This window comes from Micromonospora sp. NPDC048839 (genome assembly GCF_040649915.1).
In the GTDB taxonomy this organism is placed as follows: Bacteria; Actinomycetota; Actinomycetes; order Mycobacteriales; family Micromonosporaceae; genus Micromonospora.
In genome coordinates, this window is record NZ_JBEZGL010000026.1 from 1 (window position 1) to 14561 (window position 14561).

General features: G+C 72.2%; 18 protein-coding genes. 8 read left to right on the forward strand and 10 right to left on the reverse strand.

Annotated features, from left to right (window positions below):
- Positions 1-222 precede the first annotated feature (222 nt).
- The 5 genes from dusB to AB0C25_RS32550 form a co-directional block, all read right to left on the reverse strand.
- On the reverse strand, positions 223-1395 hold the full coding sequence (gene dusB / locus AB0C25_RS32530; RefSeq protein ID WP_357378390.1) for a tRNA dihydrouridine synthase DusB: 1173 nt from the start codon (positions 1393-1395) through the stop codon (positions 223-225).
- Between the two features lie 85 nt (positions 1396-1480).
- Positions 1481-2074, reverse strand: a complete 594-nt coding sequence (locus AB0C25_RS32535; RefSeq protein ID WP_357378392.1) for a hypothetical protein — start codon at positions 2072-2074, stop codon at positions 1481-1483.
- 164 nt (positions 2075-2238) lie between these two features.
- Positions 2239-3618, reverse strand: a complete 1380-nt coding sequence (locus tag AB0C25_RS32540) for a glycine--tRNA ligase (RefSeq protein WP_357378394.1) — start codon at positions 3616-3618, stop codon at positions 2239-2241.
- A gap of 114 nt (positions 3619-3732) precedes the next feature.
- Positions 3733-4212, reverse strand: a complete 480-nt coding sequence (locus AB0C25_RS32545; RefSeq protein WP_357378396.1) for a hypothetical protein — start codon at positions 4210-4212, stop codon at positions 3733-3735.
- Positions 4213-4236: 24 nt separating this feature from the next.
- On the reverse strand, positions 4237-4578 hold the full coding sequence (locus AB0C25_RS32550) for an antibiotic biosynthesis monooxygenase (protein WP_110566725.1): 342 nt from the start codon (positions 4576-4578) through the stop codon (positions 4237-4239).
- A gap of 29 nt (positions 4579-4607) precedes the next feature.
- Between AB0C25_RS32550 and AB0C25_RS32555 the strand changes: the two genes are divergently transcribed.
- From AB0C25_RS32555 to AB0C25_RS32590, 8 genes are all read left to right on the forward strand, one after another.
- Positions 4608-4865: a hypothetical protein gene (locus tag AB0C25_RS32555; protein WP_110566727.1), complete on the forward strand. Its 258-nt coding sequence runs from the start codon at positions 4608-4610 to the stop codon at positions 4863-4865.
- Positions 4866-4918: 53 nt separating this feature from the next.
- On the forward strand, positions 4919-5860 hold the full coding sequence (locus AB0C25_RS32560; protein WP_357378398.1) for a metal ABC transporter substrate-binding protein: 942 nt from the start codon (positions 4919-4921) through the stop codon (positions 5858-5860).
- A complete protein-coding gene (locus tag AB0C25_RS32565; protein ID WP_357378400.1) occupies positions 5857-6618 on the forward strand; it encodes a metal ABC transporter ATP-binding protein in 762 nt (253 codons plus the stop codon). The genes AB0C25_RS32560 and AB0C25_RS32565 overlap by 4 nt, the downstream gene beginning before the upstream one ends.
- Positions 6619-6621: 3 nt before the next feature.
- Complete coding sequence (locus tag AB0C25_RS32570) at positions 6622-7494, forward strand: metal ABC transporter permease (RefSeq protein ID WP_357378402.1); 873 nt, start codon at positions 6622-6624, stop codon at positions 7492-7494.
- Positions 7495-7531: 37 nt separating this feature from the next.
- Entirely contained in the window at positions 7532-7831 is a 300-nt protein-coding gene (locus tag AB0C25_RS32575; protein WP_355030824.1) for a metalloregulator ArsR/SmtB family transcription factor, read from the forward strand.
- Entirely contained in the window at positions 7828-8226 is a 399-nt protein-coding gene (locus AB0C25_RS32580; RefSeq protein WP_357378404.1) for a Fur family transcriptional regulator, read from the forward strand. Before AB0C25_RS32575 ends, AB0C25_RS32580 begins: the two co-directional genes overlap by 4 nt.
- A gap of 151 nt (positions 8227-8377) precedes the next feature.
- The gene (locus tag AB0C25_RS32585; RefSeq protein ID WP_357378406.1) at positions 8378-8986 is read left to right on the forward strand and encodes a hypothetical protein; all 609 of its coding nucleotides are present in this window, start codon (positions 8378-8380) and stop codon (positions 8984-8986) included.
- Between the two features lie 71 nt (positions 8987-9057).
- Positions 9058-9225 carry a hypothetical protein gene (locus AB0C25_RS32590; RefSeq protein WP_357244553.1) on the forward strand — a complete coding sequence of 56 codons (168 nt, stop codon included), beginning with the start codon at positions 9058-9060 and terminating at the stop codon, positions 9223-9225.
- 111 nt (positions 9226-9336) lie between these two features.
- On the opposite strand, the gene AB0C25_RS32595 is transcribed toward AB0C25_RS32590, so the two are convergent.
- From AB0C25_RS32595 to AB0C25_RS32615, 5 genes are all read right to left on the reverse strand, one after another.
- Positions 9337-11343, reverse strand: a complete 2007-nt coding sequence (locus AB0C25_RS32595) for an acyl-CoA dehydrogenase family protein (RefSeq protein ID WP_357378408.1) — start codon at positions 11341-11343, stop codon at positions 9337-9339.
- 102 nt (positions 11344-11445) lie between these two features.
- Positions 11446-11949: a DUF6328 family protein gene (locus AB0C25_RS32600; RefSeq protein WP_357378410.1), complete on the reverse strand. Its 504-nt coding sequence runs from the start codon at positions 11947-11949 to the stop codon at positions 11446-11448.
- A gap of 139 nt (positions 11950-12088) precedes the next feature.
- Positions 12089-12838 carry an SIS domain-containing protein gene (locus AB0C25_RS32605; protein ID WP_357378412.1) on the reverse strand — a complete coding sequence of 250 codons (750 nt, stop codon included), beginning with the start codon at positions 12836-12838 and terminating at the stop codon, positions 12089-12091.
- Positions 12835-13641 (reverse strand): AAC(3) family N-acetyltransferase, encoded by an 807-nt coding sequence (locus tag AB0C25_RS32610; protein ID WP_357378414.1) that lies wholly within the window; start codon positions 13639-13641, stop codon positions 12835-12837. Before AB0C25_RS32610 ends, AB0C25_RS32605 begins: the two co-directional genes overlap by 4 nt.
- A gap of 29 nt (positions 13642-13670) precedes the next feature.
- On the reverse strand, positions 13671-14501 hold the full coding sequence (locus AB0C25_RS32615) for an alpha/beta fold hydrolase (protein ID WP_357378416.1): 831 nt from the start codon (positions 14499-14501) through the stop codon (positions 13671-13673).
- Positions 14502-14561 lie beyond the last annotated feature (60 nt).

Below are 14561 nucleotides of genomic sequence, written 5' to 3' on the forward strand. Positions count from 1 at the left end.
GCCGCCTACCAGATCAGCGTCGAGCACCTCGCCGACTGGATCGCCACCCGCGGCTACGCCACCAGCTGACCCCCACACCACCACACCACACCGCAAGGCCGAAGGGCCGGACCCCACCACCGGGGTCCGGCCCTTCGGCCTGTCCGGGTCATCGTGCACGCACCCACGTCCGGCTCGAACGGAGTCGGGGATCATCCGAGGGGCCTCGGACGGGACAGGGGCTCAGCCGCCGGAGTCGTCCATCTCGGCGCCCTCGGGGACGGCGTCGTCGTCCCGGCTGGCCAGCCAACCATCCGGCAGGAAGACCTTGCCCGGCGAGTTGGTGCGTCCACGCGGCTGGCCCAGGGCGGTCACCGGGAACGGCTCCGTCGGGTCGAGTTTGCCCAGCAGGTCATCGAGCTGAGCCAGGCTTTCGATCATCGCCAGTGAGCGGCGGAGTTCGCCGCCGACCGGGAACCCCTTGAGGTACCAGGCGACGTGCTTGCGGAAATCGGCGCAGCCGTCCCGTTCACCCCGGGTCGGGTTGCGGGCGGCGGCCACGAACTGGTCGACCAGCAGCTCGGCGTGCCGACGCATGGTCACCGACACCTCCCCGAGGGTGGGCAGTCGCCGCTCGGACCGGCCGTCGAAGGCGGCCTCCAGGTCGGCGAACAGCCACGGGCGCCCCAGGCAGCCACGCCCGACGACCACGCCGTCGACCCCGGTGTGGGCGACCATCCGCAGCGCGTCGTCGGCCTCCCAGATGTCGCCGTTGCCGAGCACCGGCACGTCGAGAGCCTGTTTCAACGTGGCGATCGCGTCCCAGTCGGCGGTGCCCGAGTAGCGCTGCGCGGCCGTCCGCCCGTGCAGGGCCACCGCGGCCACGCCGGCCTCCTGGGCGGCGAGCCCGGCTTCGACGTACGTCAGGTGGTCGTCGTCGATGCCCTTGCGCATCTTGACCGTGACCGGCACCCCGGCCGGTGCCGCGGCGTCCACCGCGGCCCGTACCAGCCGGGCGAAGAGCCGGCGTCGCCACGGCAGCGCCGCGCCGCCACCACGCCGGGTGACCTTGGGGACGGGGCAGCCGAAGTTGAGGTCGATGTGGTCGGCCAGGTCGCGTTCCACGATGATCCGGACCGCGGCGGCGGTGATCTCCGGATCGGTGCCGTAGAGCTGGAGGCTGCGGGGCTTCTCGTCGTCGCCGAACGCGATCATGTGCAGGGTCTTCGGGTTCCGCTCGACAAGCGCCCGGGTGGTGATCATCTCGCAGACGTAGATGCCGCCGCCCTGCTCCCGGCAGAGCCGGCGGAAGCCGACGTTGGTGATCCCGGCCATCGGCGCGAGCACCACCGGCGGCCACACCTGGTAGCCACCGAGGGTTAACGGGCGTCCGGGCGCCACCGCGACATCACTCACCCCGCAAGTATACGGAGGGGTTCCTCCCCCTTTGCCTGCCGCAGGGCGGCGCTCGGGTCGACGCCGCCGGGCCGGCCGACCCGGCCTACCGGGGCAGCCGTCGAGCGGTGCTGAACCCCGTCCCGCTCCGCCCCGTGCAGGTCTGGAGCACGAGGTCGTATCTGCTCACCCAGTCCGGCATCGTGCCGCCCTTACGCGGCTGCCACCGGTGCCCGACCACCTGGTAGCTGCCCGCGCACGGCCCCGAGTCGACCCGCACCACCCTCCCGGCCGGGAGGTCGTCGAGCCACGCCCAACCCATGGTGTCGTGCCCCGCCAGGAGGCACGTCGGGGAGGTCGTCCACGTCACCAGCGCCCCGCTGTCGATCTTGGCCTGCGAGTGGATCGCCGTGACGGGGGCGAGACGTGTCACGGGGGCGCGCGGGGAGGCACGGCGCGCGGGACCGCCGCGGGACGGGGCCGGCGGCTCGATCCTCCACTGGGCGGCCTCGATCATCTCGGGGACGGGCGACACGGTGGCCGTGAGGTCCGCACCAGCCGACCCGCGCGACGCCGAGGACAGGTGCGGCGGCGGGGCCTGGGCGGCACCGTGGTGGGCCGTCGAGCCCGAGAGCGCCGGCAGTCCCACGACGATCGACGCCGCAGCGGTCACGCGGAGGACGGACAGTCGGTTCGCCATGTCATCCCACCTTCTCCCGATCGAGACCCAAGATATCGAAAGATGGCATTGAACTAATTTCATCGGCCCGCGAGTCGCCGACGGTTCGTTTCGCGTCCCGCCCCTGGTCAGACACCAGAAAGCCCCTCCCCGGCCGCGGTCGGGGAGGGGCTTTTCGGAGGACGTCAGCAGCCGGGGAGGCGCTCGATCAGGTAGCGCTCGACCTGGTCCAGCGAGACCCGCTCCTGGGCCATGGTGTCGCGGTTGCGCACCGTCACGGCGTTGTCGTCAAGCGTGTCGAAGTCGACGGTCACGCAGAACGGGGTGCCGATCTCGTCCTGCCGGCGGTAGCGGCGGCCGATCGCCTGCGAGTCGTCGAACTCGACCACCCAGCGCTTGCGCAGCAGCGCGGCGAGATCCTTCGCCTTGGGCGACAGCGCCTCGTTGCGCGACAGCGGCAGCACCGCCACCTTGACCGGCGCCAGCCGTGGGTCGAACCGCATCACCGTGCGCTTGTCCACGCCGCCCTTGGTGTTGGGAGCCTCGTCCTCGTCGTACGCCTCCAGCAGGAAGGCGAGCACCGCGCGGGTCAGACCCGCGGCCGGCTCGATGACGTACGGCATCCAGCGCTCACTCTTGGTCTGGTCGAAGTACGACAGGTCGACGCCGGAGTGCTTGCTGTGCGTGGAGAGGTCGAAGTCGGTGCGGTTGGCGACACCCTCCAGCTCGGCGAACTCGGTGCCGCCGAACTGGAAGCGGTACTCGATGTCCACGGTCCGCTTCGAGTAGTGCGAGAGCTTCTCGGCGGGGTGCTCGAAGAGACGCAGATTGTCTGCCGACAGGCCGAGGTCGATGTACCAGTTCCAGCGCTCCTGGAGCCAGTACTCGTGCCACTGCTCGTCGGTGCCCGGCTCGACGAAGAACTCCATCTCCATCTGCTCGAACTCGCGGGTCCGGAAGATGAAGTTGCCCGGGGTGATCTCGTTGCGGAACGACTTGCCGGTCTGGGCGATGCCGAACGGCGGCTTCTTGCGGGCGACCGTCTCCACGTTCTTGTAGTTGACGAAGATGCCCTGCGCGGTCTCCGGACGCAGGTAGTGCAGCCCCTCGTCGCTCTCCACCGGACCCAGGTAGGTCTTCATCAGGCCGTTGAACATCTTCGGCTCGGTGAAGGTGCCCTTGTTGCCGCAGTTGGGGCAGTTCAGCTCGGCGAGTGAGGTCAGCGGCTTGCCGTGCTTCTCCGCGTACGCCTCCTCCAGGTGGTCCGCCCGGAACCGCTTGTGGCAGAACTGGCACTCGGTGAGCGGGTCGACGAACTCGGCGATGTGGCCGGACGCCTCCCACACCTTGCGGGCCAGGATCACGGCGGAGTCGAGGCCGACCACGTCGTCCCGCTGCTGGACCATGGTCTTCCACCACTGCCGGCGGACGTTCTCCTTGAGCTCCACGCCGAGCGGGCCGTAGTCCCACGCCGATCGGGTGCCTCCGTAGATCTCACTGGAGGGGAAGACGAAGCCTCGGCGCTTGGCGAGGCTGACGACGGCGTCGATACGGTCGGCTGGCATGTTTCCTCCTACGCCGGCTGGCGGTCGGCGGGGGCGAGATGTGGATGGATCGGTCGGTTCGGGACAACGGTACGACCACCGTCGCCCTGAGCCCAGCAGAATACCGGTGACGGGTCAGCTGACCCCGCAGACCTCCACGCCGCCGGTCTGCCCGTCCCGGCCGAGGCTGACCTGCTGCTGTTCCCGGTCGCCGCCGGAGAGGCTCACATCCACCGGCACGGTCAGGTTGATGGTGTCGACCTCACCGAGCCGGAAGGCGGTGACCTGGGGTTCGGCGGCGGCTCGCCGTTCGAACTCGGGCCGGGACTCGCGCCGCTGCGCGTCGTCGCAGAGCTGCTCGTACGCCCGCCCGTAGTCCCGCTCGACAAGCGCCTGGTAGTAGGCGCCGGTCACGGTGCGGGCCTGTTCCCCGATCGCCTGCACGCCGGTGACGGCCAGGCCGATGACGGCGCTGCCGCCCCCGCCACAGCAGAGCAACACGGCGAGCGCGCCGACGCCGAGGCCGATCCAGAGCCGAGTCCGACGGCCCTCGGTGGGTGGCGCGGCGAACGGCGGAGCCACGCCGGGACCGGGTGGCGGGGCGGGTGCGGTCATAGGAGCAGCGTAGTGTCCGGCGGCTCAGCGGTAAGGACCCGCAGCCCGATCACTCTCGGCGACGACGACTGCCCCGCCGGGGGCGGCGGTGGCCAGCGCCTCGTACGCGGAGGGTTCGTCGACCGACTCGGCGAGCAGCGGCACGGCGCTGACCTTGACCTCGAAGGCGCCCAGTGCCCGGCGGTAGGTGCCGACCGACTCCCATTCGGTGACCAGCGACCAGTACCGGGGGTCGTCGAGCGCCCGGACCAGTTGACCGCGCAGGTAGCCGGGGCGGGCGGCCAGTGCGGTGAGGGCGGCGTGCGCCCGTTCGGTGAAGTCGTCGGCGACATCGACGTCGACCACGAACCGGTTGGTCACCAGCAACGGGTGTCCCTCCTCGTAGAGTCTGTGGGATGCAGCGTACGCAGCGCCCCCTGTTGGCCCGGTTGGCCGGGGCCAACCCGACGTCGGTGTTCCTGCTCACCCTGGTGGTGGTGCTGGTGGCGTTCTTCACGCCCGGGGTGATCGGCGGGCTGCTGACGCTCGCGCTCGCCGCTGTCCTGATCGCCCTGTTGGCGACGACCTGGGCGGTTCAGGCGCCGCAGACCCGGCTGCTTCGGCTGGTGATGCTCACCCTGCTGGTGACGGTGGGCCTGGCGAAGCTGCTCTGACATGAACCATGCGTTTTTGACAATCATTATCGTTGCCACGGACAGTTGACGACATGAGCAACCGCACCACGTCCCGTGTCCTGGCCGCCGCGACCGCCCTCCTCGCCCTGGGCGCCGGGGCCGGCTGCTCCACCGGAGGCGCTGACGCCGACCCCCAACGGGTCGACGTGGTGGCCGCGTTCTACCCCCTCCAGTTCGTCGCGGAGCGCGTCGGTGGCGACGCGGTCCGGGTGACCAACCTGGCCAAGCCGGGCGCCGAGCCGCACGACCTGGAACTCAACCCCAGCCAGGTCGGCCAGGTCAGCGAGGCCGAGCTGATCGTCTACCTGAAGGGCTTCCAGCCGGCGGTGGACGATGCCGTCGCGCAGAACGGTGGCGACCGGGCGTTCGACGTGACAAGCGTGCAGCCGCTGCTGGACGCGACCGCCGGCGGGCACGACCACGAGGGCGAGGAGGGGCACACCGAGGACAGCGGCGGCAAGGACCCGCACGTCTGGCTCGACCCGACCCGGTTGGCCGGCATCGGTGACCAGCTCGCCCAGCGGCTCGGCAAGGCCGACGCGGACCACGCCGCCGACTACACCGCCCGCGCCGCGGCGCTGCGCGCCGACCTGACGGCCCTGGACGGCGAGTTCCGGCACGGCCTGGCCACCTGCCAACGGCGGGAGATCGTGACCAGCCACGCCGCGTTCGGCTACCTCGCCGACCGCTACCAGCTCGACCAGGTCGGCATTACCGGGCTGAGCCCCGACGTCGAGCCCTCGCCGCAGCGGCTGGCGCACGTGATCGAGGAGGCGAAGGAGCACCAGGCCACCACGATCTTCTTCGAGACCCTGGTCAGCCCGAAGGTCGCCGAGACCATCGCCGGTCAGGTCGGCGCGAAGACCGCCGTGCTGGACCCGATCGAAGGGCTCGCCGCGGGCAGCGACGGGGACTACCTTTCGGTGATGCGCACCAACCTGCGGACCCTGCAGACGGCCTTGGGCTGCTCGTGACCACACCTGTCATCACCGTCGAGCACGGGGTGGTCGGCTACGACGGCCGCCCCGTGCTCCGGGACATCTCCCTCACCGTCACCGCCGGTGAGGTGGTCGCCGTGCTCGGGGCCAACGGCTCCGGCAAGTCCACCCTGATCCGCGCCGTGCTCGGGCTGGTGCCGGTCAGCGCCGGCTCGGTCACCCTCTTCGAGAGGCCGTTGCGCCGGTTCCGGCAGTGGGAGCGGATCGGGTACGTCCCGCAGCGGCTGGGCGCCGGCGGCGGGGTACCGGCCACCGTCCGTGAGGTGGTGGCCTCCGGGCGGCTGGCCCGCCGGGGGGTGCTCCGCCCGCCGGGTCGAGCCGACCGCGCCGCCGTCGACGCCGCGCTGCTCGCGGTCGGGCTCGCCGACCGGGCCGGCGACCCGGTGGCCACGCTCTCCGGCGGCCAGCAGCAGCGCACCCTGATCGCCCGCGCGCTGGCCGGCAAGCCGGAGCTGCTGGTCCTCGACGAGCCCACCGCGGGGGTGGACGCGGCCAGCCAGGAGGCGTTCGCCAGCGCGCTGCGCGACTTCGTCTCCGACGGCGGGACGGTGCTGCTCGTCGCCCACGAGTTGGGCCCACTGCGACCGGTGATCAGCCGGGCTGTGGTCGTCCACGAGGGTCGCATCGCCCACGACGGCGCGGTGCCGGACCCGGCCGGCCACCACGCGGAGCCCGACCACGACCACGTGCACCCGCACTGCTACGACGAGCCCGCCGGGCTGTGGAGCAACTGACCCATGGGACTCTTCCAGTACTCCTACATGCAGCATGCCCTGATCGGCGCGCTGGTGATCGGCCTGGCCGCGCCGGCGCTCGGCATCTACTTGGTGCAGCGCCGACTGGCGTTGATCGGCGACGGTGTCGGGCACGTCGCGCTGACCGGAGTCGGGGCCGGACTGCTGCTCAACCGCTCACCGGTGCTGGTCGCCGTGCTCGTCGCCACCGCGGGCGCGATCGCCATCGAGGTGGTCCGGGCCCGTGGGCGTACCTCCGGCGACCTGGCCCTGGCCCTGCTCTTCTACGGCGGCATCGCCGGCGGTGTACTGCTGGTTGGCCTCTCCGACGCGACGAGCGCGAACCTCAACGCCTACCTGTTCGGGTCACTGATCACCACCTCCCTCGCCGACGTGATCACCATCGCGGTGCTCGGCGCGGCGATCCTGGTCACGATGATCGCGCTGCGCCCGGCGCTCTTCGCGGTCAGCCACGACGAGGAGTACGCCCGGGTCTCCGGCCTGCCGGTGCGCACGCTGAACCTGCTGATCGCGGTCGCCACCGCGGTCACGGTGACCATTGCGATGCGGGCCGTCGGGGTGCTGCTGATCAGCGCGCTGATGGTGGTGCCGGTCGCTACCGCCCAGCAGGTCACTCGGGGTTTCCGCAGCACCATGACGGCCGCGATGGCACTCGGGCTCTTCGCCGCCGGCTCCGGTGTCTGGGTGGCGGCCACGGCGGACACCGCGCCGGGCGCCTCGGTGGTGCTGGTGGCGATCGCCTCCTTCCTGGTGGTCGCCGTCGCCGGTGGGGTCTGGCGGACGCTGCGGCGACGGTCGACGCCGGCCCCCGCGCCAACAGCGGAACCCCACGAGGTCGTACTGGGCCGATCCTGAGCGGGGCGTCGTCGGTGGTATTGGTTACCGTTGCGGGATGACCAGCGCGACGGGCTACGAGGGCTTCGACGGGGCCAGCGAGTTGCTCCGCGCCCTGTCGGCGCCGATCCGGTTGGCCATCGTCAGCGAGCTGGCCAGCGGTGAGCGGTGCGTGCACGAGCTGGTGGACAAACTCGGTGCCGCGCAACCACTGGTCTCCCAGCATCTGCGGGTGCTTCGCGGCGCGGGCGTGGTGCGGGGTTCCCGCCGAGGTCGGGAGATCGCCTACAGCCTGGTCGACGAGCACGTCGCGCACATCGTGGCGGACGCGGTCAGCCACGCCGGGGAGGGATCATGAGCGAGCAGGGCGCCGCGGTGCGCAACACCCGGCAGCGCTCGGCGGTGAGCGCGCTGCTGGCCGAGATGGAGGGCTTCCACAGCGCCCAGGACCTGCACGCGATGCTGCGGCAGCGCGGCGAGCGGGTCGGCCTGACCACCGTCTACCGCACCCTGCAGGGGCTGGCCGACGCCGGCGAGATCGACGTGATGCGGCCGCCCGGCGGCGAGCACCTCTACCGCCGGTGCAGCGAGGGGCACCACCACCACCTGGTCTGCCGGGTCTGCGGCAACACCGTGGAGGTCGCCGGCCCCGCGGTGGAGAGCTGGGCCGACCGGGTCGCCGCGCAGCACGGCTACGCCGACGTCAGCCACACCCTGGAGATCTTCGGCACCTGCCCCACCTGCGTCCGCTGAACTGTCATTCATCATCGCCGGCAAGGCAGCAAGACCTCGCTCGACATCCGGATCCGGGCGGCGCGAAGCTCGCCGGCCCAGGTCCAACCGCTCTCCCGCCGGCTGATCCGGCGGGTGCCGGTCCCGGCCCATTCGTGTCACGCTGTCCGGCGTGAAAATCTATGCCGATCGGTTCCCGACCGCCGCCCGTCAGTTGCTCACCGACCTGCTCGTCGTCGCCTGGGTGTACGCGGCGGTCCGCGGCGCGCTGTGGCTGCACGACCTGGTGCAGAAGCTCGCCGTACCGGGGCAGAAACTGGAGGGTGCCGGGAGTGGCCTCGCCGACAACCTCGCCGACGCCGGCGGCAAGGTCCGCCGGGTGCCGCTGGTCGGTGACGAGCTGACCGCGCCCTTCCAGCGGGCCGCCGACGCCGCCCGGGGGCTCGCCGACGCCGGCCGCGACCAGCAGCACCTGGTCGACCAGCTCGCCCTCGCCCTCACCATCGCGGTGCTGATCTTCCCGCTCGGCCTGGTGCTGTTCGGTTGGCTGCCGCTGCGGCTGCGCTGGATGCGTCGGGCTGGGTCGGCCGCGAAGCTGGCCGCCGGGCCGGCCGGCCGGGACCTGCTGGCCCTGCGTGCCCTGGCCACCCAGCCACTGGGCCGGCTGACCCGGGTCGGCCCCGACGTGGCCGAGGCGTGGCGGCGCGGCGACGACGCGACGGTCGATGCGCTGGCCGCGCTGGAGCTGCGCCACCTCGGCCTGCGCGGCCGGAGCCGCTGACGCCGATCCCGGGTGCCGGCGACCACCGCGCCGTCGCGGGCTGCCTGGCCTGGGACCGCTAAGGTCTTCGGGTGTTCTACTTCCTGGTCGTCATCGCCGTCCTGCTGCTCGGCTACGCCGCAGTCCTGGTCTCCTTCGTCCGCCGGGGCAAGAAGATCCCGTCCGCGGCGTACCTGGGTCTGGCGGCGCTCAACGGACTGATCCTGGCGGCGGTGCTGGCCTGGGCGATCGCCAGCTGACCCGCACCGCCACCACCGCACCGACCCGGCAGGACGCCGGACGGCGCGGCCACCGCCCGGCAGGACGCCGGACGGCGCGGCCACCGCCCGGCAGGACGCCGGGCGGCACGGTCACGGCTTCGGCGGGATGCGGCGGCGGACGTCCTCGGCGGTGGACGGGCCGGGCGACCAACCGGCCACCCAGGGCAGTTCGTCGGACGGGGTGAGCACGCCCTCCTCCAGGCCCGCGTAGCGGCCGGCGAGAATCCGCTTCGCGGCGGCGGTGTCGACCGAGTCGGTGTTGTCCCAGAGGGCCGAGAACAGGGCGTCCACCCGCACCCGCGCCTGCCGGCAGAACAGGTCGGCCAGCTCGACATTTTCCGGGCGGCTGGCCCGCTCGGACTGGGCCCGGACACAGACCGCGGACATCGCGAACAACTCGGCGCCGATGTCCACCACGCGGCCGAGGAACGCCTGCTTACGTTCCATCTTTCCCTGCCAGCGGGACATCGCGTAGAACGTCGACCGGGCCAGCTTGCGCGACGACCGCTCGACCTGCCGTAGGTGCGCGGCGAGCGGCCCGAACTCGGCGTACGCCGACGGGCTCTGCCCCCGGCCCACGGCGAGCGTGGGCAGCCACTTCGCGTAGAAGGCACCGGCTCGGGCGCCGGCGCGCGCCTTGCGGCCCAGGCCCGCGTCCGGGTCGATGATGTCGCCGGCCACCGACAGGTGGGCGTCGACCGCCTCCCGCGCGATCAGCAGGTGCATGATCTCGGTGGAGCCCTCGAAGATCCGGTTGATGCGCAGGTCGCGGAGCACCTGCTCGACGTTGGCCGGGCGTTCGCCGCGGGCGGCCAGCGAGTCGGCCGTCTCGTAGCCGCGCCCGCCCCGGATCTGGACCAGTTCGTCGGCGATCTTCCAGGCCATCTCGCTGGCGTACAGCTTGACCAGCGCGGCCTCGATCCGGATGTCGTTGCGGTCGTCGTCGGCGAGCAGGCAGCACAGGTCGAGCATGGTCTCCATGCCGTACGTGGTGGCGGCGATGAAGGAGAGCTTCTGCGCGACCGCCTCGTGCTCGCCCACCGGACGGCCCCACTGGACCCGGTCGGCGGCCCAGCCCCGGGCCACGTTAAGCGCCCACTTGCCGGCGCCCACGCACATCGCCGGGAGCGACAGGCGGCCGGTGTTCAGCGTGGTCAGGGCGATCTTCAGCCCCTTGCCCTCGCCGCCGATGACGTTCTCGGCGGGCACGAACACGTCGTGGAACCGGGTGAGGCTGTTTTCCAGGCCGCGCAGGCCGATGAACTCGTTACGCCGCTCGACGGTGATGCCGGCGCTGTCCCCGTCCACCACGAAGGCGGTGATCCCACCCCGCCGCCCCTCGGTGGCCGGCACCCGGGCCATCACCACCAGCAGGGTGGCCACGATGCCGTTGGTGGCCCAGAGCTTCACCCCGTTGAGCCGGTAGCCGGTGCCGTCCTCGGTCGGCTCGGCGATGGTGGCCAGCCGGGCCGGGTCGGAGCCGACGTCCGGTTCGGTGAGCAGGAACGCGGACACCTCGCCGGCGGCGAGCCGGGGCAGGAAGCGCTGCTTCTGCTCGGCGGTGCCGAACATCTTCACCGGCTGCGGCACCCCGATCGACTGGTGCGCGGAGAGCAGCGCGCCGATGGCCGGGCTGACCGAGCCGGCCAGCATCAGCGCCCGGCAGTAGTGCAGGTTGCTCAGCCCGAGCCCGCCGTACCTCCGGTCGATCTTCATGCCGAACGCGCCGAGGTCGGCCAGGCCGTGGAAGACCGAGTCCGGAATGGACGCGTCACGTTCGATGGCCGCCCCGTCCACCTCGGTGGTCAGGAAGGCGCGGAACCGACCGAGGAACTCTTCGGCGCGGGCCACGTCGTCCGGCTCGGACTGGGGCCATGGGTCGATCAGGTCGAGCCGGAAGCGGCCGAGGAACAACTCCTTGCCGAAGCTGGGCCGATCCCAGGAGGACTCGCGAGCGGCCTCGGCGACCCGCCGGGCCTCCTTCTCCGACACCTGCCCGGCCTCGGCGGGCAGCGGCGCGGCGGCTCCGGCGGTCTGCGCGGTGGTGTCGGAATCCGGGCCGTCCGGTGCTGGTCGACCGTCCTGTGTCGTGGTCACGGCTGCCCCCTCGAACCTCGTGCGGCTGCTCGACGTGTGTGACTACCGTCACGCTACCCCCGGGTGTTACCCAGGGGTAGCGCTCGGTGGAGAACTGCTCGATCAGCGGCCGGCGACCTCGTCCGGGTCGTCGTCCTCGTCGTCGACGTCGTCCTCACCCCAGTTGCGGCGGGCGAACGGCAGGGCGACCCAGAACGTCAGGAACCAGACCCCGGTCAGCGCGCTGAGCACGAAGGCGATCGGCCGGTCGAGCACGAAGTCGGTGATCAGCAGCACCGCGCTGACCATCGCGATCAGCATGAAGGCGAGGCCGCCGGTGGCCATCCGGTGCGCGAAGCGCACCAACTCCGGCTTGCGCCCCTGCCGGAACAGCGCCCGGTGGAACGCCACCGGCGAGATGATCATCGCGGTCGCGGCGGCCGCGGCGAGCAGCGCGACGATGTAGACGTCCCGCTGGAACTCCGTGGTCTCGGTGAACCCCGCGCTGAACGGCAGGGTGAGCAGGAAGGCGAAGAGGATCTGCACGCCCGTCTGTGCGACTCGCAACTCCTGCAACAGGTCGGCGAAATTCCGCTGCCAACGCTGCTTCTCGGTCTCCTTGGACACGCGCTACCTCCGGTGCGACGCTACTGCCGGCGGTCCCGGCCGCCGGCAGCAACGCCAATGCCCCACCCGGGTGAGCGCGAAACAGGTTCACGACATTCGCTGTTCACCTTCTGGACGCACGTCGGCTATCAGTACGGCCTCAGGACCCGCGTCGGATCCGACCGGCGTACCGGGCCTCCAGCTCGGTGTTGTGCGCGTCGCCGTCCGGGATGTTCGCCGACAGGTAGACCGGCGGCCGCTCCCCCGCCGCCAGCAGCCGGGCCACCACCTCCACGGTCACCTGCTGGGCGAGCAGCGCCGCGGTGATCGAGGAGACCGCGCCGACCGCGCCGCCGCCGGGCAGCGGCAGCGTCGCGTCACCGTACGGAGCGCCGTTGTCGAGCACGACGTCGGCGAGGTCGGCCAGCTTGCGCCCGGACGGGTGACGGGAGGTCATCCGGCCCGAGTGCTGCGCGGAGGTGATCGCCACCAGGCCGTGGCCGCGTTCCTTGACGAGCGTGGCGAACTCCACCATCGCGCCGTTGACCCCGGAGTTCGAGGCGAGCACGAAGATGTCGGTGGGCCGCACCGGGGCCAACTCGTAGAGCCGGTGCGCGACCGCCGGGTCCCGTTCCAGCAGCGGGCCGAGCCGCTCCGCCGGTTCGCCGCCGAGCAGCACCAGGTCGCGCAGCGCGATCCGGTTGGTCGGCACCAGACCGCCCGCCCGGCCGGCGATCTCCATGGCGAGGGCCTCGGAGTGCCCGGTGCCGAACGCGTGCACCACCCCGTCGGCGCGGACGGCGTCGGCGATCAGGTCGGCGGCCCGCCCCACCGCCACCCGCTGGCTGGCGGCCACCCGGCCGATCGTCTCGGTCACCACGGCCAGGTAGGCCTCGGCACTCACCGTCATGTTTCCTCCGTCGTCCGGTGTCGGTCCAGCCAGCGCACCGCGAAGTCGACAGCCGCCCGCTGGCTCATCAACCTGCCGGTCCCGGTGCCGACCGGTCCGGTGCGTACCGCCCCGGTGGCCTCCAGGTCCGTGCCCAGCGCGTCGAAGTCGTCCGCGTCGAGCCGTACGTCCTGCCACCACATCCACTCCCGACCGCCGTCGCCGGTCCGCACCGCGGCGCCGACCCGCTCGCGGGGCGAACCGGGGCGGCGGTACTCGGCCAGGTGCAGCGAGGTGCTCACGGAGTGGTCCACGCCGAGCAGCAGGACGTCGGCGTCCAGGTCGTAGAGCCGGGCGAGGGGAGAACCCTCGCCGAGCATGTCGGCCAGGCCGTGCCCGGCCACCACCTGCTCGGCGGCCGGCCCGAGCGCGGCGAACGACACGTGCGGATGCGAGCTGCGCAGGGCACCGGGCCAGCCGCGAACCGTCTCGGCGAGCACGCCCATGAACCGGCTCGGCGTGACCGCCGGGTCGAAGCCCGGCATCTCGGCGCGGATCAGCGGCCACCAGTCCGCCGGCACCGGTGGGTTGCGCCACCCCGCGGGGTCACTGTTGTCCGGCGTGTGGGTGGGCACCACGATCGTGCCGTCCGGGCCGAGCGCGTCGCGCAGGGCGAGCACCACCGCGTGCGGCCCGCCGCTGACGAACCCCAGCGGACGTAACGCGGCGTGCACCAGCAGCGTCGCCCCGGGGCGTACGCCCAGCAGGCGCAGTTGCGCGGCGATCGAGCGTCGGGTGCCCGGCCCGCTGGTGTTCGTGGTCACGGCGTCCCTCCCTGGCTGGCCCACCGGGCTCAGGCCGTTCCGCCGGCCCGAGCCAGGATCGCCTCGGCGAGCGGACCCGGCGCCGTGTCCGGAATCCAGTGACTCACATCTGGCAACCGCACGAAGCGGTACGTCCCGGTGACGTTCGCGGCGCACGCGTCGGCGGCGGTGTGGCCGATGGCGACGTCCCGGTCACTCCAGACGTAGGTGGTGGGCACCGCGACCGGGCCGACACCGGCCAGGTCGGCGCGGGACATCGCCCGGTACCAGTTCAGCGCGGCGGTCAGCGCCCCCGGCTCGCGCATCGGGGCAACGTAGCGGTCCACCCGGGGCGCGTCGCCCACTCCGCCGAGCATCTTGCGCAGCGCGGTCGCGTGCCACGCCAGCAGCACCTTCTCCGCCGTACCCGGCTTACGGAACAAGGTGATGTACGACGAGCGGGCCTTCTGCTGGCCGTCGTTGCTCAGGGCGTACGCCATGGCGGCCGGATGCGGCACGGACACCGCGGTCAGTGTGCGGACCCGGTCGGGGTGCCCGGCGGCGACCGCCCAGGCCACTATCGCGCCCCAGTCGTGGCCGACCACGTGCACGGCGTCCAATCCCAGGGCGTCGAGCACCGCCACCACGTCGGCGACGAGTTCGGGGATCCGGTAGTCGGCCACCGCCGTCGGCCGCGCACCGGGCGAGTAACCGCGCTGGTCCAGCGCGTACGTGCGTAGCCCGGCCGCGTGCAGCGCGGGCACCACGTCGTCCCACTCGCCGCTGTGCTGGGGGAAGCCGTGCAGCAGCAGGACGGGTTCGCCGTCCGACGGACCGCCGGCGGTTACCTCGAACGTGAGACCTCGCGCGTCGACCCGCATGATCGTCAGCCTACCCAGCCGCGGTACGGCCAGCTGAACGCCGAGATGGGCGGATGCCCT

Coding starts and splice junctions, on each gene's coding strand:
- AB0C25_RS32535 (WP_357378392.1), bottom strand. CDS start 2,074: ATGGCGAACCGACTGTCCGTCCTCCGCGTGACCGCTGCGGCGTCGATC.
- AB0C25_RS32540 (WP_357378394.1), bottom strand. CDS start 3,618: ATGCCAGCCGACCGTATCGACGCCGTCGTCAGCCTCGCCAAGCGCCGA.
- AB0C25_RS32545 (WP_357378396.1), bottom strand. CDS start 4,212: ATGACCGCACCCGCCCCGCCACCCGGTCCCGGCGTGGCTCCGCCGTTC.
- AB0C25_RS32555 (WP_110566727.1), top strand. CDS start 4,608: ATGCAGCGTACGCAGCGCCCCCTGTTGGCCCGGTTGGCCGGGGCCAAC.
- AB0C25_RS32560 (WP_357378398.1), top strand. CDS start 4,919: ATGAGCAACCGCACCACGTCCCGTGTCCTGGCCGCCGCGACCGCCCTC.
- AB0C25_RS32570 (WP_357378402.1), top strand. CDS start 6,622: ATGGGACTCTTCCAGTACTCCTACATGCAGCATGCCCTGATCGGCGCG.
- AB0C25_RS32575 (WP_355030824.1), top strand. CDS start 7,532: ATGACCAGCGCGACGGGCTACGAGGGCTTCGACGGGGCCAGCGAGTTG.
- AB0C25_RS32580 (WP_357378404.1), top strand. CDS start 7,828: ATGAGCGAGCAGGGCGCCGCGGTGCGCAACACCCGGCAGCGCTCGGCG.
- AB0C25_RS32605 (WP_357378412.1), bottom strand. CDS start 12,838: ATGACGGTGAGTGCCGAGGCCTACCTGGCCGTGGTGACCGAGACGATC.
- AB0C25_RS32615 (WP_357378416.1), bottom strand. CDS start 14,501: ATGCGGGTCGACGCGCGAGGTCTCACGTTCGAGGTAACCGCCGGCGGT.